We start from the raw sequence: 19,921 nt of genomic DNA, 5'->3' as shown, positions 1-19,921 counted from the left end.
TCTCTGCTATCTCGACGGGCGTCGACTGCACAGCCTCGGCGGGCGGTTGGCGTCGTGAGGGTAGGGCTTCCCTTGGCCTTGCTGCTAATATCGCTCCTTTTTTATCGAAAGGACTGTCATGAAACACTGGGCGGGAGCTGTAGCGCTGGCGATGCTGGCGGGATGCATGAGTTTGAATCAGACGCGTTCGGGCGGGCCTGCGCAGGTTTACACCAGCCAGAAACCGGCGGCGGCGGTGGCTGAGTGCATCAAGGTGACGTGGGCCAATGTGCAGTTGTTCGGTGATGTCGCCGACACGTTCATGGATCAGGGCAAGCCCGGCGAATTTACCGTCTATACCACCGAAGGCGAATACTTCGCCGATGTGCTGGGCAAGGGCGCTTCCACCACGATCAACTTCTATGCCAAGCCGGGCGCCAAGGTCGTCGACCAGCGTGGCGCAGTGCTGGCGACCTGCTTGTAATCTTCAGGCGCCAAACGTGTGGGACCGAACAGGTTCGCTCCCACATGCAGCCAGACTTCCTACATCGGCGGTGTCACGCCATTCTCTCCCGCTGAGATCGACATGGCGTTCAGCGCACCGTCGTCGGCTTTCTGCGCCTGCAATACCACTTTCACACCCGGCTTGAGCAGGCTGCGGTCACCGGGTACCAAATTGACGATGGGAACATCGTCCGGGATGACGATCGTTTTCTGACCGCCTTTATAGTTCACGGTGATCGAGCGACCGTTCGTGGTCACCAGATCGCCCACCGAGCCATTGGTCATGGTGCTGTCCTTGCCCAGATCGAACGCGCGATGGCCGTCGCCGGTGCCGGCCATTTCAGGTGGGAACACGTGAACTTCCAGCGCCTTGAGTGTGCCGTCTGCCTGGGGAACAGTAGCCGAACCGATGTAGCTGCCCGGCTTGATTTCGGACACCTGAGCCAGGGTCACGCCACGTACCTGAGTGTCTTTGGTGAGCTTCACCTGCAGGTCTTCGCCACGGTTGCTGTGAACCTTTAGCAGATCGCCTTCGACGGAGGTGATCGCGCCGCGCACGCGCATCGGCTTGGCATCGTCTGCTTGGGACGGGCCCGCGATCATCAGTGCCGACGCGAGCAGGCTGGAAATCAGCAGGGTGTCACGCAGTCGCTTGCCTGTTGTGGTTTTCATTGGTGTCACGGTCCTGTGTGGTCGTTCGAACCCAGAGCATAGCGTTGAGCTGGCTGAGCATTCATGACGTCTGTGTCAGAATCGGGGGCGCTGCGAGGTGAAACCGATGACGGCGATTGATAGACAGCGATCAGCCTTGGGCGCAAGAAGGGTTGAGACGAGGTACTGCGCGCTGCCGCATTGAGCGACAGCGCGCTTGACGGACTATTACTGCTGCAAGGAAATGGTGGTATTCGCAAGCTTTGGCTGGTTGAACATGTTCACCAGCACTTCGTCGAGGATCGACGAGGCGCCCCATGGACGTGGGTCGTTGAGGATTGCCACCACCACCCAGGTGTTGCCGTTGCTGTCGCGGCTGAACCCTGCGATGGCACGCACGGTGTTCAAGGTGCCGGTCTTGATGTGTGCCTCGCCTCGCAGCGCGGTGCGTTTCAGACGCTTGCGCATGGTGCCGTCCATGCCCGCCAGCGGCAGCGAACTCATGAACTCGGCCTGATACGGGCTGTTCCAGGCGGCCTGAAGCATCTGCGCCATTTCCCGGGCGCTGACGCGTTCGGCGCGGGACAGGCCGGAGCCGTTTTCCATCACCAGATGCGGCGCGGTAATGCCTTTCTTGGCCAGCCACTGACGGATCACTCGCTGCGCGGCTTTTGCATCGTCGCCATCGGCTTCGTTGCGGAACTCCGAACCCAGGCTCAGGAACAATTGTTGAGCCATGGTGTTGTTACTGAATTTGTTGATGTCACGGATGATTTCCGCAAGGTCCGGCGAGTAGGCTTTCGCCAGCAGCTTGGCGCTGCCCGGAACCACGTCCAGACGGTCCTTGCCCAGAATCGTGCCGCCCAGTTCCTGCCAGATCGCGCGCACTGCGCCGGCGGTGTAGGTCGGGTGATCGAGCAGTGACAGGTAAGTCTGCGAGTTGCAGCCATCGCCCAGTTGGCCCGACACCGTCACGGTGATGCCGCCATCGGCGTCCGGGACCGGATTGTACAGAACGTCGCCCGTGCATTTGTTCGAGGACAGTGCCTTGACCTGATTGTTGATATGAATGGCAGCAATCGGCGGCTCGACGGACACCAGGATCTTGCCGCCATCGTTGCGGGTCACGAAGCGCAGGGCCTTGAGGTTGACCATCAGCGAGTCGGGGCGAACCAGAAACGGTTTGTTCTTGTCGTTGCCATCGTCATCGAACACGGGCAACTGAGGCTGGATGAAGTGACTGCGGTCCAGCACCAGATCGCCCGTGACCTGGGTGACGCCATTGGCGCGCAGGTCGCGCATCAACAGCCAGAGTTTTTCCATGTTCAGTTTCGGATCGCCGCCACCCTTGAGGTAGAGGTTGCCACGCAACACGCCATTGCTCAGGGTGCCGTCGGTGTAGAACTCGGTTTTCCACTGGTGGGTCGGGCCGAGCATTTCAAGGGCCGCGTAAGTGGTCACCAGCTTCATGGTCGAAGCCGGGTTGACGGAGACGTCGGCGTTGAAGACGGTCGGGGTGCCCGGGCCGGTAAGGGGCAGCATCACCAGCGACAGCGCGTTGCTATCGAGCTTGCTCGCCTTGATCGCTTCCTGGACCTTGGGCGGCAATGCGGTGTTGATCGGAGCAGCGGAGACAGACAGTGAAAGCGGCAGAAGCAGGGTGGCAAGGAACAGCGGACGCAAAGACTTGATCATTCAATAAAACCCTACTGCAAATAGAGGGGAGAAAAAGGAGGGGATGAATTCCCTCATGACATGAACTGAAAAGAGCGTAGGCGCAGAATGAAATCCCGCCCAGCGGGCCGGATGCCTGGCCCTGATAAAGCGGCATTATGCCCCAAGCATTCGTGACTTGCGCCGGGGTGGGGCCGTCAAACCCCGCTATTTTTTCAAATGCCGCCGGATTGTCACGTCAAAACGCGATTTTCTGCGCTGCGTCGTCGGCTGGTGGTGCGGTTTTCGGGCTTTTGGGCCGCCAAGCTGGTAAAGTGCCGCCCGATATTTACTTTTGAGGATTGTTTTCATGGCGACTAACCGTTCCCGCCGTCTGCGCAAAAAACTGTGCGTGGATGAATTCCAGGAGCTGGGCTTCGAGTTGAACCTGGAGTTCAAGGAAGACCTGGACGACGCGGCGATTGACGCTTTCCTCGACGCATTCCTGGAAGAAGCCATGGATGCCAACGGTCTGGACTACGTCGGCGGTGATGACTACGGTCTGGTGTGCCTGGCCGATCGTGGTTCGGTTACCGAAGAGCAGCGCGCTACCGTTGAAAGCTGGTTGAAGGCTCGCAGTGAGCTGACCAAGGTTGAAGTCAGCGCTCTGCTGGATGCCTGGTACCCGGAAAAGCCGATCAACCCGACTGCCTGAGTGCCGTTGAGTTGAAAAAAGGGAAGCTGGCGTCAAGCCTGCTTCCCTTTTTGCTTTACAGCCGCCCTGGACGCTAAGGTCGCCGATGCTTCATCAGCTCTTTCTCGAGCACCGCCATGGCACGTGCCAATGCCTGAGCCTGCACGGCAATCCCCGCATCCGCCTCGACGCCTTCACAGGCATGTTCAAGCTTGTCGCATGACTCGATGACCTCGCTGGCGCTGATGATCCGCGCTGCGCCCTTGATCTTGTGGGCAACGTCGCGAATGGCTTGCCTGTCTCCCCGCGAACCCACCTCGGCCAGTTCCCTGGCATCATCCTGACAACTGCTGATCAGCTGACTGATCAGGTGCTGGATCATTTCCGGTCTGTCACCTGTCAACGCCTTGATGCTGCCCATGTCGAAGGGAGGGGGCGCTGTCGTTCGGTCTGCATTGGGCGCGAGGACGCCGACTCGGGAGAGCCGCTCATTGAGCGCAGTCAGGCTGATGGGCTTGAACAGGCAGTCGTCCATACCGGCCTCGCGGCAGCGTTGTTCTTCTTCTGGCTGTGCGTTGGCAGTGAAGCCCAGGACAATGCACGGTGCCTGACCCTGTTCCTGCTCATGGGTGCGTATCGCTCGGGTCAGCTCGTAGCCATTCATGACGGGCATGTTGCAGTCGACGATGACAAGGTCGAAGTGCTGCGCCAGCCAGTGCTCCAGCCCTTGAGCGCCGTGTTCGGCCACCGCGCAGCGATGCCCCAGATACTCCAGCTGCTGACACAGCAGCAGTCGGTTTGCGGGATGGTCGTCGACGACGAGGATGTCGAGCGTCGCGGCACTGTGATCATTGCTGTCTCGGGTGGCGGGGGTGTTCGCCAAGGGGTCCAGGGTCATCAGGTCAAAGACCATCTGCACCCGTGTACCGTGGCCCTGCTGGCTGTCCAGCGTCAGCGTGCCGCCCATCATTTCGCACAGGCTGCGGAAGATCACCAGCCCCAGCCCCGCCCCCGTTCTTGCCAGTTGCCCGCTGTTATCGGCCTGAGCGAAGGGTGCGAACAGGCGCTGCTGATCTTCTTCGGCAATACCGATGCCGGTGTCCTGAACAATGACTTCCAGGCGCATCTGTTGCTCGGTGACCGAATCCTCTGCGTGCAGGCTGATGCGAACCTGCCCTTGCTGAGTGAACTTGATAGCGTTGCTGATCAGGTTGGAGAGAATCTGCTTGAACCGCAGCGGGTCGATCAGCACGTCGATATTGATGCGGCTGTCCAGGTCGAGGTGCAGGGCCAGGCTCTTCTGGCGAGCCAGACCGTCGAACACTCTGACCACGGACTCGACGAGCTGGCGCAGATTAGCCCGTTCGGGGCTGAGGGTCAGGCGTCCCGACTCTATGCGGGCGATGTCCAGAATGTCGCCGATCAGTTCCAGCAGGTCCTTGGCCGAGCTGTAAGCGACCTCGATGGCGGCACGATCAAGCTGGCCTTGATCGGCGCGCATGAGCGCCAGCTCCAGCATGCCGATGACCGCGTTCATCGGCGTTCTGATTTCATGGCTCATGGTGGCCAGGAAGGTGCTTTTCGCCCGGTTGGCATCGTCGGCCTGTTGTTTGGCAGTTTGCAGTTCCTCGATTAACTGGCGGCGCTCGCTGATGTCGATCCAGCCGCCGATGATGCCTTGGACCTTACCGAGTGAGTCCCGAAACGGCAGGATCCAGTGGTAAATGGTCAGCGCACGGTCGCCGATGTGCAGGGCGCGATCGAGGATCAGCGGCTTGTTGTCGGCCATGACCTGCTGATAGTCGGCAACGTACTGCCGGGCTTCCTGCATGTCGCTCAGGGGGCCTTCGAGAAAACTTTTGCCGATCACGTCGTCACGTCTGGCACAAAACGCGGTGAGGTAACTGTCGTTGCACATCTGCAGCAGACCGGCACGGTCGCGGACGTAGATCGGGTGCGGGGTGCCATTGACCAGCGCGCTCATGAACTCGAACTGATCACTGAGCGCTCTCTCCGCGCGTTCACGTTGCTTGATCTGCCGTCGCATCCACGCGTTCCACGCCAGTGAACCGAGCAGCAGCAGGCCCGCGCCGCTGATGATCTGGTAGACCAGTAACTGATGGTCCTGCCAGGTGCCCGCGCCAGTGGGGATGTAGGTGCGCCAGCGATTGTTGATCACGGCGAGGTCTTCCGGCGCGATGCTCGACAGGGCCTTGTCGATGATCGCGCTCAACTCGGTGGCGTTGCGCGAGGTCGCCATGGCGATACGTGCAGGCTCCTGACCCACCGTCACGCGCATTTGCAGCGCATCGTGCTGGGCCCGGGAGGACAGGAAATAACTGGCGCTGAACAACGAGGTGATCGCACCTTCCACACGACCGTGGGCAAGCATGTCCAGTGCCTGAGCAGGGTTGTCGACCTCAACCGGGTAGATGGTCGGGTAAGTCTGCCGCAGGTAAGGCAATACCGGGCTACCGAGGGTCAGGGCGATACGCTTGCCAGCCAGCTGGTCGAGATTGGCTGGTCCTGAAAGTTCTTTGCGGGTCACCAGCACGAACGCGTTATCCATGTATGGCCGGCTGAAGTTGAATCGATTCTCGCGCTCGTCGCTGGACGCCATGGCACCGATCAGGTCCGCCTGACCCTGCTCGAGCCGATTCATCATGTCGTTCATGCTGGCGGCATGGCTGACCTCGAAGCGCAATCCGGTGCGCAGCCTTATGAGGTCCAGCAGGTCGGCAGTGATGCCGCGGAAATTCCCGCTGGCATCAAAAAACGTCAAAGGGCTGTAGGCGTCGTTGACGACCACCCGGACGACGGGGTGCTGGGCGATCCAGCGCTCTTCGCGTTGGGTCAGCTGCAACTTCTGGTCGGTGAGCAGCAGGTCAGTGCCGGCGCCCCAGCGCTTGGAGACTGCGATGCGCTCCTCGATGGAAATACCCTTGAGGACCAGATTGACGATATCCAGCAGTTCGGTATTTTCTGCCCGTAGCGCAAAGCTGAAACCGTTGGTCTCGTGCTTGCCGAAGTTGGCCATCTGAATATTGTTGAGATAGCCCTTGCTGATCACGTAGTGGGTGGAAATGGCGTCACCCAGAAACACATCAGCCTGATTGAAGGCCACTGCATTGATCGCGCTCTGAAACGATGGAAAGGTCTGCAGGCGAGCCTTGGGGTACAACGCCTCGATGTCGTCGGGAGGCAGGTAGTGATAGGCCATGCTCAAGCGCAGACCGTTGAGGCCCTCGGTGAGGGATCGGGTTTCTCCGGTTCTGGTCACCAGTACCGGCTGGTCCGCTGCGTAGGGCAGTGACAGCTTGATGTCCTTCGATGAGGCCTCGTAGCCGTTGGCGCTGCCGAGCAGGTCGATCTCGCCTTTGATGAGGGCATCGATGGCCTCGTCACGGCTTTCGTACCGCAGAACCCTGACTGGCAGGTCCAGAGAGCGGCCCAGGATCCCCGCATAGTCCGCCGTGAAGCCTTCGTAGTCATGCCCGGTGAGGGTCATGTCGAATGGCGGATAGTCCGGGGCGGAGGTGCCCAAAATCAGTTCACGTTTGTTGCGCACCCACTGCCATTGCGTCCGATCCAGCGTGACGTCCATGTGCGCCGGGCTGGAGCGGCTTAGCAGGGTAAAGCGTTCTGCGGCGGCGGATTGAGCCTGAACTGTGATGCACAGGCAAAATAGTACAGACGCAATCCAATAGTCCCTTAACCCCTTCGGCATCCTGTCTCTCACACTAACGAATTGCGTTTTGCCATCTCGATAAGTTCTACCAGAGTCTTGGCCTTGAGTTTCTGCATCAACCGGGTCTTGTAAGTGCTCACGGTCTTGTTGCTGAGAAACATACCCTTGGCAATTTCCTTGTTTGTCCGCCCTTGGGCAAATAATTGCAACACCATCAGTTCGCGGTCATTGACCAGTTTGAAACGCTCGAGTTCGTTGGGATCGCCGCCTTGGCCTGTGGCTGCGCCGAGTGCCTGACTTGGAAAGTAATTGTAGCCGGATAATACGGCTTTGACCGAACTGACAAGTTCGCTGAGGTCTTCCTGTTTGCACACATAACCGGCGGCGCCCGATTGCATGCAGCGTATTGCGAACAGGCTGGGTGCCTGCGCGGTCAGTACGAGAATCTTGGATGGCAGGTTCATGGCGTTGAAGCGGGCAAGCACCTCGAGCCCGTCAAGCTTGGGGATGCTGATGTCGAGGATGATCAGGTCCGGCATGCATTCGCGAACCATCTGCATTGCGTCCACGCCGTTATCGGTTTCGCCAACGATCTCGTAATTTTCGTTTTCCAGCAGCATCCGGATGGCCAGACGAATGACTGGATGATCGTCGATGATAAAAACTGAGTTCATAATTCAATCCATAACAGGCGGCAAAGAAAGCGCGCACCTTATCGCAGATGTTCAAAGGCGCACATGAACAGAAGGGGGCGACGGCTATATATAGGAAAGTTCCTACATGAATTAGCGTATCGGCGCACGTTTATGCTCATGTCGCTCATAAATGTTTAAAAAAGTCGAGGCGGTGCAGTGCTAAAAAAGTTATCAGGACGAACCTGTTTATTTCGATTGGGAATGGTCCTACGTTATGGTCGGGCGCTGACTACATATCCAGACCTTTGATGTTTCGGCAACAGGCATACCGGCCGGGATTTTAGGCAATTGAAAAACCCATCGTTGTTTGAAGCAAGGCAACGCAAGTGGCATTGAGATGAACTGTGAATCTCAGAGGTCACTGATGCCCGATGAAATAAGACGAAAGAGCTCCAGTGTATTCAATGGCTTGTTCAGGCAGCCCAGTAATGGAAGGCCTCTTTCCCGGGCCAGGCGGTCTAGATCCAGCAGATGGCACGAGTCCACGCCACTGAGCAGCACGGCATGGCGGATCAGCTTGCGGCGACTGGCGAGTTCGATCAGGTCGATGCCTTCCATGTCAGGCAGGCGCTGGTCGCACAGCAGCAGATCGTAGGGTTCGGCGCTGCGCTCCAGCGCCGCAAGCGCTTCACTCGCATTTAGAGCCGGCGTCAACCGATACAGTTCATGATTGTTGAGCAGGATCTGCAGGGCGATGAGCTGAAACGGGTGATCCTCCACCAGCAGAATTCGAAGGTCGTGTTTGAGCATCAGGGGTTCCAGACAGAGCGATAGACCACTGTTCGGGTGCGTGCACGAGGCGGAACACTCGACAGAATCAGGTGCAGGGTAGGGCGCAGCGTGCGCCGGGAATAAACATCCATGGGGGTGCGGCTGGCGGATTATTCGGCAGGGGTCTGAGGGCGGCGATAGGTTGTTTCCGATCTGTGTGTAGGAAGTTTCCGAAGATCGTGTTTTCTTTTCCTGGGTCAATGAAAAGAAAAGCCCGAAATCTTGAAGGAGTTCGGGCTTTCAATGGCTTTCGACTTGTCTAGACGGCGCTGGAGCGACCGGTCATTTCCCGCGCCATCTCACTGGCGTAGCTGTCGGTCATGCCCGCGATGAAGTCGATCACCCGCAGGAACGAGGTGTGCAACGGCCAGTTCGGATCGGGAGCGTTATTGCCCAGCAGATCGAGAATGCGTCGGCTCTTGAACGATGGCGTATGCCCACCGAACTGCTCCAGTGCCGCGCCACAGAAAGCGTTCAGGAGGATTTCCAGGGTGGTGTAGGCGCCGATCTCGTGCAGGGTCTTGCGCTTGTCCTGAAAGATCTTCTTGCGCGCCATGTCCTTGGCGCTGAGCACACAGCGTTTGGCCGGCCCGTGCATGTGTTCGACCAGGTCCCCCTCCAGCGTACCCGCGAGCAACGCATCCTGTTGTTCGACGAAGGCACGGGCAGCGGCGTTGGTCAGGTGTTCGATGGCCTTGCCGCGCAGAATCGCCAGTTTTCGGCGTCGCGAGTCGTTGGGCCCGAGCTGACGATAGGTTTCCGGCAAATCATCGCCGACCAGCCCCAGTAGCAGTGATTCGACTTCCGGGTAGCTGAGCAGCTCCATTTCCAGGCCGTCTTCAAGGTCGATCAGCGCGTAGCAGATGTCATCGGCCGCTTCCATCAGGTACACCAGAGGGTGCCGCGCCCAGCGTTGGTCTTCGAGCTGTGGCAGCCCGAGTTTCCCGGCTATCTGCTCAAGGATCGGCAGTTCGCTCTGGTAGCAGCCGAACTTGTGCTTCTTGTAGCCCAGGGAGTCCGCATGACGCGCGGTCCAGGGGTATTTGAGATAGGTGCCCAGGGTGGCATAGGTCAGCCGCGTGCCACCTTCGAACTGGTGATATTCCAGCTGCGTGAGCACGCGAAAGCCCTGAGCATTGCCTTCGAAATTGAGGAAATCGTTACGCTCCACTTCGCTCATTCCATCGAGCCAGCCACGGCCCGCGGCCTGCTTGAACCAATTGCGGATGGCGTCTTCGCCAGAGTGACCGAACGGCGGATTGCCGATGTCGTGAGCCAGGCAAGCCGATTGCACGACCATCCCCAGATCGCTGGGTTCGCACCAGTCGGGCAGGGCACTGCGCAGGGTTTCGCCTACGCGCATGCCTAACGACCGGCCGACGCAACTGACTTCAAGCGAGTGCGTAAGACGGGTATGAATGTGATCGTTGCTGGTCACCGGATGCACCTGGGTCTTGCGCCCAAGACGGCGGAAGGCACCGGAAAAGATGATCCGGTCATGGTCCTTATGGAACGGGCTGCGCCCCAGTTCTTCAGGGCTGTGCAGGGTTTTGCCAAGGCGCTCGCGGGTGAGCAGGGTTTGCCAATCCAAGGCCGGTACTCCATCGAGTGATTACCGGCCTAGCTTCCCGGTTCGGCAATCGGCCTGCAAGCGGAAGATGGCAGGGCGGGACGAATCAGAACCCGGCGGCGTCGACGTCGATCAGCAGCAGACGTTGGCCGTTGTCGAAAAACTGCCCGGCAGTCAGGCAGTACTGGTTGCTGGTGGCATCGCGGTAGGTGTTGGACAGGGTCAGACGCCGCTCATGCCAACCCTCGGCCAGCAGATGATAGAAGTACGGGCGCCAGGACCAGTTGTGGCCCAGGTAGCGGGTGTCGGCGGTCCAGGCGGCGTTGCGCCATTCAAGATTGGGCGTGAGCTGCGTGCCGTGGCGGTCGCACTGGTAGAAGCGCAAAAGCCATGGGTATTCGCCCACGTCCGGCAGATCGCTCAGCGGCGCTGCGCCTTCGGCCCAGGCCTGCAATCGCGTCATCAGTCGGCTCAGTTGTTTGCGCAGGTTCATCAACCGTTCGCGCTCGACGACTTTCTGCATGACGTAACGATCGCGCAATTCGGCGAAACGTTCGACAAACGCATCCGCCGCGAAGAATTCCATCTCGGCCTGAGCGAAGAGAAAACCCTGCACATAACGCGAGCCGCACTCGAGGGCAAAATGCAGCTCGGCCTCGGTCTCCACGCCTTCGGCAATGATCCAGCAGCCGGTCTTCTCGGCCATCTGTGCCAGCGCCTTGACCACATCGCTGCTCGGCCCCCCTCGGGCGGCGGCCTGGAACAGACGCATATCAAGCTTGAGGATGTCCGGTTGCAGCGCCAGCACGCGGTCGAGTTGCGAATACCCGGCGCCGAAATCATCGATGGCAATGCGCGCACCGGCCTCACGATAACGGGCCACGACATCGCTCAGGCGTTGGCTGTCGCCACCCAGTTCGGTGATTTCAAACACGATGCGTTGGGCAGCAATGCCGTGACGTTGCAGTTGCTTGAGGCTGGGCAGCGGCTGGTCTGGACGCAGACGGCTGATCCAGCGCGGGGAAATATTCAGGCTCAGAAACCAGTCGCCCGGCACTTCATGCAAGCGGCCAAGGGCATTGTCGCGGATCAGGCGATCAAGACGACGCAGTTCGGCAGCGGGCCTTCTGGGATCTGCGAAAAGAGGGCCGACCGATTGCAGGCGGCCGTCTTCCTGACGCAGGCGCCCCAATGCTTCTACTCCGGCGATGCGGCCCGTGGCGGTATCGATGAACGGCTGAAAGCAGGCTAGCGGTTGCCCATCGATCACATGGCCTCCTCATGGGTTATTGGGATTGTCATTCGGACAAAAAACAGCGCCTCTGCCCAATGTGAACCATTGGACAAAGGCGCGGGTCAGGTTTGTTTGCAAGAATGCAGCCAAATGGCCATCTCAGGGGCGTCGGGACCCTTGAAGGATGAGTCTGATGATCGGCATGACGCTGGCACTGAGCTTGATCAGGTTGGTGACGCGGCCGGTGCGTTTGCTCCGGGCGCCCTTGCCAGTGAGAAAGCCGAGCAGCGAAACGATCCCGACGCCCCACAACGGCCCGTGCTTGATGCCCAGCGAGCCGGGCAGATCGTGAGCCATGCCGCGCATGCGGTGTAGGGGACGCATCAGTTGCGCAGATTCGTGACGAATCTCCTGGCGGTGCATTTCCATGCGCAGCCGGATCAGCGCCTTGCGCAGTTCACGACGATTGTGGGTCTGAGGCAGTTTGATTTCGCTCATGGCATCAGTCGCTCGCGGTCGTTGGCCAGCTCTTCCAGCGTCGAGTGGAAGGGTGAGGACTCATCGAAGATCGCCGACTTCAGACGCAGCGCGCAGAACAGCGCCGCGAGTGTATAGAACGCGCAAAGCCCGATGATGCCGGTCAGTCGATAGCTGTCCCACACCAGAATCAGCAGCAACGCCGACAGACCGATGAGCAACAGCAGCGCAAACACCAGGGCCAGGCCCGCGAACAGCAGCAGGCTGACGGTACGCGCTTTCTGTTCCTGCAACTCGATGCCGAACAGCTCGACATGGCTGTGCAGCAGACCCAGAAACGCTGCGCCGAGGCGGCGAGGTGAAGAGGTGTTATGGGTCTCGGATGGACCTGTTCCCAGCGTCATATCGATCAGCGCCTTGTAGCCAGCAAACCGAGGAGAAAGCCCACTCCAGCCGCGATGCCCACCGACTGCCATGGGTTGTTCTGCACGTATTCTTCGGTGGCGACCACCGCTTCCCTGCTGCGCTCGCGCAATGTGGCTTCGGCGATGGCCAGGGTCTCACGGGCGCGCAACAGGCTTTCGTTGATCTGATCGCGCAGTTCATCAGCCTGATCACCGGCCAGAGATGCCGTATGCGCCAGCAGTTTTTCCGTGTCGGCAACCAGTGTCTGGAAGTCTGCCATCAAAATGTCCTGGGCTTTCTCTGCTGTTGGGCGAGCCATGGTGTTCTCCGTTGGGGTGGCAATATGGGATTTCGAGTATGGCTCATTACCGAAGGTTCATTCCAATTGGGCGCAACTTGTCTGCCATGCGGCTGGTACAGCTTTTGCTATGTGGTGGTGCGCCAGGGAGGCGGCGCGCTCCAATGCAGAGCGCGCGTTCCGGCGAACGGGCCGAAACCTTGATCTGAAACCCTAAAACCGAGAAAAACGCCCAGGCGTTCAATTTTTCTGTCTGCCGCTGTGCGCCAAAGCGGGTCGCACCGGCTTCGCTTTGCGCCGAATTGGTGCTTTTTGCGAGGAGAGACAGAGGGCTTGTCCTGCTTTGGTGCTTTTCATCACTTGCAGGCCTGCCTCTCGATGGAAAATGTGCAAAGTGCGGTGGACACCCTGATCCACAGCTCCAATACCCTGTTCATCCTGATCGGCGCGGTCATGGTCCTGGCCATGCACGCCGGTTTCGCCTTTCTGGAAGTCGGCACCGTCCGGCAGAAGAACCAGGTCAACGCGTTGTCGAAAATCCTCAGCGATTTCGCGGTCTCGACCCTGGCCTATTTTTTCATCGGCTACTGGATTTCCTACGGCGTGAATTTCCTCCAGCCTGCCGCCGTGATTGCCAACGATCACGGCTACGGGCTGGTGAAGTTCTTCTTTCTATTGACCTTCGCCGCCGCGATCCCGGCGATCATTTCCGGCGGCATCGCAGAGCGCGCACGTTTCGCACCTCAGCTGTGCGCCACGGTACTGATCGTCGCCTTCGTCTATCCATTCTTCGAGGGCATGGTGTGGAACGGTAATTTCGGCTTGCAGGCCTGGTTGCAGAAAAGCTTTGGCGCCAGCTTTCATGATTTCGCCGGGTCGGTGGTGGTGCACGCCATGGGCGGCTGGCTGGCGCTGGCGGCCGTGACCCTGCTTGGCCCGCGCAATGGCCGTTATCGCGACGGAAAGCTGGTGGCCTATCCGCCGTCGAGCATTCCGTTTCTGGCGTTGGGTTCGTGGATTCTCATTGTCGGCTGGTTCGGCTTCAACGTCATGAGCGCACAGACGCTGGACGGCGTCAGCGGGCTGGTGGCGGTGAACTCGTTGATGGCGATGGTCGGCGGTACGGTCGCGGCGTTGCTGGTCGGCCGCAACGACCCAGGCTTTTTGCACAACGGCCCCCTGGCGGGGCTGGTGGCGGTGTGCGCGGGCTCGGACCTTATGCACCCGGTTGGCGCGTTGGTGACCGGCATTATTGCCGGTGCGTTGTTCGTCTGGTGCTTCACGGCCGCGCAGGTGCGCTGGAAGATCGACGACGTGCTCGGCGTCTGGCCATTGCACGGTCTGTGCGGCGTGTGGGGCGGGATTGCCTGCGGCATTTTCGGCCAGACCGCTTGGGGTGGGATCGGCGGGGTCAGCCTGATCAGCCAGTTGATCGGCAGCGCGCTGGGCGTACTCGTCGCGCTGGCGGGAGGCTTTCTGGTGTATGGCGTGATCAAGTTGTGCCTGGGCCTGCGCTTGAGTCAGGAGCAGGAGTATTACGGCGCAGACCTGTCGATTCACAAGATCGGCGCCGTCAGCCACGACTGAGGCGCAATGTGGCCGCTTGGCTATGCTTACCCGCGAGCGGGTGGGCATGGCCGGTACAAGTCGGTCGGTTGCACACCCTCGACATTCCTGAATACCGCGCTCCGTAATGGATCGCGGTCCGCAGTAGGAGTCGTCGATGGAACGTATTTATTCCCTTCAGGGCTTGAGGGGCGTGGCGGTGCTGGGCGTGGTCCTGTTCCACATGACCGCCGTTGAGCACAAGTATTCGGGCGGCGACATTCTGTTGCCGCCGCTGCTGGATTTCTTTCAGCTGGGCGTCGACCTGTTTTTCATCATCAGCGGCTTTGTGATGGTGATCGTCAGTCGCGGACGCTTTCAGAAAATCGCCGAATCGAAGCGCTTTCTGTTCAACCGTGTGTCACGGATTTATCCCACGTACTGGCTGTATTACTTCCTGACACTGGCGGTGGTGCTCGTGCAACCGGGCATGGTCAACAGCGCCCATGGTTCGTCCAATCTGCTGATGTCGTTTCTGTTGTTGCCCAATGACAAGGTGCTGCTGGTGATGGTGGCCTGGTCGCTGCTGTTCGAGCTGTGGTTCTACCTGGTGTTCACAGGCCTGATGTGTTTTCGCGAGCGCTGGCTTCCCGCATTTCTCACCGGCTGGGCGCTGATTCTGGTGGTCTTCAACAGCCTGCAGGACTGGCAGGATTACAACTCGGCGCTGAAGATCATGCTGCATCCCTACGCGCTGGAGTTCATTGTCGGCGTGGCATTGGCGCTGCTGTTTTACAGCCGCCACAGCGCGCGGATTCCAACGCGTTTGATCGCCGTGGCCCTGATTGTCGCCCTGTTGCCCGGGATCGGTCTGATCGGCTACTACCGCCTGTTCGATGAGCAGGGGATGGTGCGAATGTGCGCGGTGGCGGCAGTGTTCGGCACGCTGATTCTTGGGCTGGCGCTGCTGGAGCGACGTCGGCACATTCAGATTCCGGCGTTTCTCGTAGCGGTCGGGGACATGTCCTACACCGTGTATCTGTCGCACCTGCTGGTGCTGGGCGTGATCGGCCGCGTCTGGCAAATGCTCGGCGCACAGCCTGACTCGCTGCTGGACAACGCGCTGTTCGCGGCACTGATGATGGCGGCGGTGCTGTGTTACGGCTGGGTAGGTTATCGCTGTTTCGAGAAGCCGGTGCTTGATCGCTCGAATGATTTTTCCAGGCGGCGCTTCAGGCTCGACGGTATTCGAGGGCGGGCCTAAACTGGCGATTCGTTCTGTCGAATCCTGCCATCAGAGGGCCAAGTCATGCCGCCGGAATGCCAATTGTTCGGCACCCTGGGTTGTCATTTGTGCGAAGTCGCGGAGGCCGAGCTGATGCCCTTGGTCGAGCATGGATTGCTGGTGGAATTGATCGATATCGCTGAAAGCGAAGCCATGAATGAAGCCTATGGCCTGCGGATTCCTGTGCTGCGGCGCACTGACACCGGCGCCGAACTGGACTGGCCGTTCGACACCGGGCAGGTGGTGACGTTTCTGCTTTAGATTGCCCGGACCTTACAGGTACTGGGTGTCCACGACCATGGCCTTGGCCACGGCTTCTTTCTGCGCTTCGCTCATGCCGTCCCAGACGTGAACCTTGGCGTAGTAGCCAAGGCCGGCAACCACATACAGGCTCAGGGTGAAGACGATGAACACCGACATGAAGGTCCAGCGGCCGACATCGCGATCTTCGTCATTGAACGACTGCGAGTAGCTTTCTTCGCTCTCGGCGGTGGTACCGGTAGAGACGCGTTTGATCCATTGAAACAGTTGACCGAGCATGGCGAAACCTCAAAGTTTGAAATAGAAAATCTGTCGTGGGCAGTGCAAGACAACCGCGTGTCTGGAGTCTTCAGTGCCGACGTTTAAAGTCCGGCGTAGGGGCGCGTGACGCGCCGTTACAAACGCTGAAAACGAAAAAAGCCCGTCGAGGACGGGCTTTCTTTTTATGAGTTCAGGTCTGGCAGGCGTTTTCGATGTCGCTCACGAAAAAGTTCGTGATCGTTCGGGTTCGCGCCTGCTTGCCGATTTCGAAACATTTTAGAACAAATCAATTTCAGCATCTACCGCTGTCATGTAGATGTCTGACAACTGGTAGCGGTTGAGGCTGCGACAAATCGTCACGCGGGGTTGTGCTGCTCTGTAACGCGCCTGTGGAAGACAAGAAATGCAGGGTGCCGCCATCGCTCGCTTAAGGCGCCGAGGCTGGGCGATAATGCCGCGATTGTCGAACCCGCCATCGCTTCTGAGTTGCTCATGTCCGAATCCGTCTTCACACCCGCCCACAGCCAGGCGAGCACCCTTTACCTGCCGCCAGGCCCTTGGCTGACGGTGCTCGATTGCCTGTGCGAACGCTTCAGTGCCATCAGCCGCGAACAGTGGCTTGATCGCATCAATCGAGGCCGGGTGCTGGACGCTGACGGACAGCCCATTGCAATGGATCTTGGGTATCGCGAAGGACTGCGCATTCACTATTTCCGTGAAGTGCTCAACGAGACGCCGATCCCGGTGCAGGAAACCATTCTCTACGCCGACGAGCATCTGGTGGTGGCGGACAAACCGCACTTTTTGCCCGTCACGCCTGCCGGGGAATATGTCGAGCAGACGCTGCTGCGGCGCCTGATTCGCACCCTGGACAACCCGCATCTGGTGCCGCTGCACCGCATCGACCGCCACACTGCCGGGCTGGTGCTGTTCTCGGCCAACCAACAAACGCGCTCGGCGTATCAGGCACTGTTCCCCACCCGGCAGATCGACAAACGCTACGAGGCCATTGCCCGCGCACTGCCTGATCTGGAATTCCCGCGCGTCCACAAGACCCGCCTGGTGGATGGCGAGCCGTTTTTTCGGATGCAGGAAGGGGAAGGGCAGAGCAACACCGAAACCCGAATCGAAGTCTGTGAACGCAATGGCGATCTGTGGCGCTATGGTCTGTACCCGGTCACCGGCAAAAAGCATCAGTTAAGGGTGCACATGGCCGCGCTGGGGGCGGGGATCTACAACGACCCGTTCTATCCCGAAGTGATCAAGGATGCGGTGGATGACTACGACAAACCGCTGAAGCTTCTTGCGCAGGGGTTGCGATTCGTCGATCCGGTGATGGGGCAGGAGCGGGTTTTCGAAAGCCGGATCAAGCTTGATTGGTGAGCGGCCTGCTAAGAACATCGTGTTCTACGCTACCCTAGGCGCCCGATCACTATGCCAAGACCGACCATGACTGAAGATCTACTCCCGCCACCCGAAAGCCAGCCGATCATGCCTGCGCAGCGTCGCGAGATGATCGTTCGCAGGTTGCGCCGCGAGCAGACGCTGAGCGTGGTTCAGCTCACCGAAATCTTCAATTGCTCACACATGACGGTGCGTCGCGATATCGCCGCGCTCGAGCAGGAAGGGCTGGTGTTTTCGGTGCCTGGCGGTGTGCGTCTGGCCAGTCAGGTGACCAGCGAGCCCAGCCACAACAACCGGGTGATTCTGGAGTCGGGCCAGAAGCAGCGCATGGCGGTGATCGCCGCGCAGTACCTCAAGCCGGGCATGGTCGTGTACCTCGACGCGGGCACTACCACGCTGTGTCTGGTGCCGCACATCGTCGAGCTTGCCGGCATGACCGTGGTCACCAACGACTTCAGCATCGTCATGGCATTCGCCGAAGCGAGGCACGTCAAAGTGATTCACACCGGAGGGCTGCTCGACCACGACAACATCACCGGCATCGGCACCCTGGCCGCCGATACCCTGCGCAATCTGGCCACCGACATTGCCTTCATCTCCAGCAGCTCCTGGGACCTCCAACGCGGGATCACCACACCGTCGGAGGCCAAGGTCGAAGTGAAGAAGGCCGCCATTGCGGGTTCTTCGCAAGTGGTGTTGATGGCCACCAGCTCCAAGTACGGCACCTTCGCGATGTATCGCATCGCCGATCTTGAGCGTTTCGATCCGATTATTTCCGATGACGCGCTCCCCCCGGATTCCGCTGCAGGCATTCGCCGGTCGGGCATTGAGCTGATCCTGGCCTGACCCGGGAGCAACCCGAGGTGACGAGGGTCGCGAAGCGGCAGGTGGTTCAACCTCAAAGTCGCTGACTTGGCACAGGAAGCATCGCTGCCGTCGTGACCTCCGGCGTCTCCCACAGGGATGATGACCAGCCGTGATACTGCGTCGTACCACTGGGCAATGAACGTGTCGCAGGAGTCCGCGATCCTGCGTCAGACACNTCCGGCGTCTCCCACAGGGATGATGACCAGCCGTGATACTGCGTCGTACCACTGGGCAATGAACGTGTCGCAGGAGTCCGCGATCCTGCGTCAGACACAGAACCTGTGGGAGCAACCCGAGGTTACGAGGGTCGCGAAGGCGGCAGGTGGTTCAACCTCAAAATCGCTGACTTGGCAGATGAAGCCATCGCTGCCGTCGTGACATCCGGCGTCTCCCACAGGGATGATGACCAGCCGTGATACTGCGTCGTACCACTGGGCAATGAACGTGTCGCAGGAGTCCGCGATCCTGCGTCAGACACATACTGCGTCGTACCACTGGGCAATGAACGTGTCGCAGGAGTCCGCGATCCTGCGTCAGACACAGAACCTGTGGGAGCAACCCGAGGTGACGAGGGTCGCGAAGGCGGCAGGTGGTTCAACCTCAAAGTTGCTGACTTGGCAGATGAAGCCATCGCTGCCGTCGTGGCCTCCGGCGTCTCCCACAGGGATGATGACCAGCCGTGGTACTGCGTCGTACCACTGGGCAATGAACGTGTCGCAGGAGTCCGCGATCCTGCGTCAGACACAGAACCTGTGGGAGCAACCCGAGGTGACGAGGGTCGCGNGTGTCGCAGGAGTCCGCGATCCTGCGTCAGACACAGAACCTGTGGGAGCAACCCGAGGTGACGAGGGTCGCGAAGGCGGCAGGTGGTTCAACCTCAAAATCGCTGACTTGGCACATGAAGCCATCGCTGCCGTCGTGACCTCCGGCGTCTCCCACAGGGATCATGGCCAGCCGTAACACTGTGTCCGGCGCCGCTGCGGGGCGATTGCTGAAGTCGTTGCGTGTCAGCTACGGCCATCCGCCGCCGTGCTGACACGCATCCAGGCAAAGCGGGCGCCGCGGATCATCAGCACCTGATCCTGTGGAATCTCCAGCAGTGGGACTTCGGTGTCGGGCACATCCGTCAGCAGGGCAAGGCAACTGCGCAGCACCCCTGCGTGGGCGACCAAAACCGTATCGCGTTGCAATGAGTTCAGCAGGCTGCCGACGCGCTCGAACACATGGGGGTAGTTCTCGCCGTCGGTGGGAATGAAGTTCAGCGGGTCGGCCTGCCGTGCCTGGTAAGGCTCGGGTTGACGCTCGGCGATCTGTTGCCAGTCAAGGCCTTCCCACTCGCCAAAATTGATCTCCACCAGACGCTCGTCAGTGCGGTAATCCGCTGCATCAAGGCCCAGTTGCTGGCGAATGATTTCCATGGTCTGGCGGGTTCTGCCAAGCGGGCTGGCGATGAAGTCGACGGTTGTCGCGTCGGGCAACAGCCATTTCAAACAGGTGCCGGAAACCACTGCCTGGCCCTGGCCCACCGCATTGAGTGGAATGTCGCGGCGACCCTGCAGCAGCCTTCTGGCGTTCCAGTCGGTCTCGCCATGGCGGATCAGATACAGGGTTGGAACAGCCGGGTTGTGAGTATCCATCAAGAATCCTGATCGTGAAGAAAGGCTGTGAAAAGAAGCCAG

At 59.7% G+C, this 19,921-nt stretch carries 19 protein-coding genes; 7 read left to right on the top strand and 12 right to left on the bottom strand.

Annotated elements, in window-relative coordinates; all coding sequences use genetic code 11:
* Positions 1-118: 118 nt before the first annotated feature.
* Positions 119-463, top strand: a complete 345-nt coding sequence (locus BWR59_RS18060) for a hypothetical protein (protein WP_081566998.1) — start codon at positions 119-121, stop codon at positions 461-463.
* A gap of 59 nt (positions 464-522) precedes the next feature.
* Here BWR59_RS18060 and BWR59_RS18055 read toward each other — a convergent pair whose 3' ends face one another.
* Together BWR59_RS18055 and dacB are read right to left on the bottom strand one after the other, a co-directional pair.
* Entirely contained in the window at positions 523-1,155 is a 633-nt protein-coding gene (locus BWR59_RS18055) for a hypothetical protein (protein WP_081566997.1), read from the bottom strand.
* 207 nt (positions 1,156-1,362) lie between these two features.
* The gene (dacB, locus tag BWR59_RS18050) at positions 1,363-2,829 is read right to left on the bottom strand and encodes a D-alanyl-D-alanine carboxypeptidase/D-alanyl-D-alanine-endopeptidase (RefSeq protein WP_081566996.1); all 1,467 of its coding nucleotides are present in this window, start codon (positions 2,827-2,829) and stop codon (positions 1,363-1,365) included.
* Positions 2,830-3,157: 328 nt separating this feature from the next.
* Between dacB and BWR59_RS18045 the strand changes: the two genes are divergently transcribed.
* The gene (locus tag BWR59_RS18045; RefSeq protein ID WP_081566995.1) at positions 3,158-3,502 is read left to right on the top strand and encodes a YggL family protein; all 345 of its coding nucleotides are present in this window, start codon (positions 3,158-3,160) and stop codon (positions 3,500-3,502) included.
* 73 nt (positions 3,503-3,575) lie between these two features.
* Here BWR59_RS18045 and BWR59_RS18040 read toward each other — a convergent pair whose 3' ends face one another.
* The 8 genes from BWR59_RS18040 to BWR59_RS18005 form a co-directional block, all read right to left on the bottom strand.
* Positions 3,576-7,085, bottom strand: a complete 3,510-nt coding sequence (locus BWR59_RS18040; RefSeq protein WP_230982040.1) for a transporter substrate-binding domain-containing protein — start codon at positions 7,083-7,085, stop codon at positions 3,576-3,578.
* A gap of 131 nt (positions 7,086-7,216) precedes the next feature.
* On the bottom strand, positions 7,217-7,843 hold the full coding sequence (locus BWR59_RS18035) for a response regulator transcription factor (RefSeq protein WP_081566993.1): 627 nt from the start codon (positions 7,841-7,843) through the stop codon (positions 7,217-7,219).
* Positions 7,844-8,215: 372 nt separating this feature from the next.
* Positions 8,216-8,614, bottom strand: a complete 399-nt coding sequence (locus tag BWR59_RS18030; protein WP_081566992.1) for a response regulator — start codon at positions 8,612-8,614, stop codon at positions 8,216-8,218.
* A 280-nt stretch (positions 8,615-8,894) separates the two neighbouring features.
* Positions 8,895-10,226, bottom strand: a complete 1,332-nt coding sequence (locus tag BWR59_RS18025; RefSeq protein WP_081566991.1) for a deoxyguanosinetriphosphate triphosphohydrolase — start codon at positions 10,224-10,226, stop codon at positions 8,895-8,897.
* Positions 10,227-10,311: 85 nt separating this feature from the next.
* Complete coding sequence (locus BWR59_RS18020) at positions 10,312-11,475, bottom strand: EAL domain-containing protein (RefSeq protein ID WP_081566990.1); 1,164 nt, start codon at positions 11,473-11,475, stop codon at positions 10,312-10,314.
* A gap of 123 nt (positions 11,476-11,598) precedes the next feature.
* Positions 11,599-11,937 (bottom strand): hypothetical protein, encoded by a 339-nt coding sequence (locus BWR59_RS18015; RefSeq protein WP_081566989.1) that lies wholly within the window; start codon positions 11,935-11,937, stop codon positions 11,599-11,601.
* A complete protein-coding gene (locus tag BWR59_RS18010) occupies positions 11,934-12,320 on the bottom strand; it encodes a phage holin family protein (protein ID WP_081566988.1) in 387 nt (128 codons plus the stop codon). Before BWR59_RS18010 ends, BWR59_RS18015 begins: the two co-directional genes overlap by 4 nt.
* A 5-nt stretch (positions 12,321-12,325) precedes the next feature.
* Entirely contained in the window at positions 12,326-12,640 is a 315-nt protein-coding gene (locus tag BWR59_RS18005; protein ID WP_081566987.1) for a YqjD family protein, read from the bottom strand.
* Between the two features lie 357 nt (positions 12,641-12,997).
* On the opposite strand from BWR59_RS18005, the gene BWR59_RS18000 reads away from it, so the two are divergent.
* The 3 genes from BWR59_RS18000 (at position 12,998) to BWR59_RS17990 (ending at position 15,710) form a co-directional block, all read left to right on the top strand.
* Complete coding sequence (locus BWR59_RS18000) at positions 12,998-14,206, top strand: ammonium transporter (RefSeq protein WP_081566986.1); 1,209 nt, start codon at positions 12,998-13,000, stop codon at positions 14,204-14,206.
* Positions 14,207-14,342: 136 nt separating this feature from the next.
* Positions 14,343-15,428, top strand: a complete 1,086-nt coding sequence (locus tag BWR59_RS17995; protein ID WP_081566985.1) for an acyltransferase — start codon at positions 14,343-14,345, stop codon at positions 15,426-15,428.
* A gap of 45 nt (positions 15,429-15,473) precedes the next feature.
* Positions 15,474-15,710, top strand: coding sequence for a glutaredoxin family protein (locus tag BWR59_RS17990; protein ID WP_081566984.1), 237 nt, complete (start codon positions 15,474-15,476; stop codon positions 15,708-15,710).
* Between the two features lie 12 nt (positions 15,711-15,722).
* Here the strand turns inward: BWR59_RS17990 and BWR59_RS17985 are convergent, their stop codons facing one another.
* Positions 15,723-15,989, bottom strand: a complete 267-nt coding sequence (locus BWR59_RS17985; RefSeq protein ID WP_081566983.1) for a hypothetical protein — start codon at positions 15,987-15,989, stop codon at positions 15,723-15,725.
* Between the two features lie 474 nt (positions 15,990-16,463).
* Between BWR59_RS17985 and BWR59_RS17980 the strand changes: the two genes are divergently transcribed.
* Together BWR59_RS17980 and BWR59_RS17975 are read left to right on the top strand one after the other, a co-directional pair.
* Complete coding sequence (locus BWR59_RS17980; protein ID WP_081566982.1) at positions 16,464-17,354, top strand: pseudouridine synthase; 891 nt, start codon at positions 16,464-16,466, stop codon at positions 17,352-17,354.
* 66 nt (positions 17,355-17,420) lie between these two features.
* Entirely contained in the window at positions 17,421-18,221 is an 801-nt protein-coding gene (locus BWR59_RS17975) for a DeoR/GlpR family DNA-binding transcription regulator (RefSeq protein ID WP_081566981.1), read from the top strand.
* A gap of 1,028 nt (positions 18,222-19,249) precedes the next feature.
* On the opposite strand, the gene BWR59_RS17960 is transcribed toward BWR59_RS17975, so the two are convergent.
* The gene (locus BWR59_RS17960) at positions 19,250-19,879 is read right to left on the bottom strand and encodes a histidine phosphatase family protein (protein WP_081566978.1); all 630 of its coding nucleotides are present in this window, start codon (positions 19,877-19,879) and stop codon (positions 19,250-19,252) included.
* Positions 19,880-19,921 lie beyond the last annotated feature (42 nt).

This window comes from Pseudomonas sp. Bc-h (assembly GCF_002080045.1).
Taxonomy (GTDB): Bacteria; Pseudomonadota; Gammaproteobacteria; order Pseudomonadales; family Pseudomonadaceae; genus Aquipseudomonas.
This window is presented reverse-complemented; position numbering and strand designations above follow the sequence as displayed.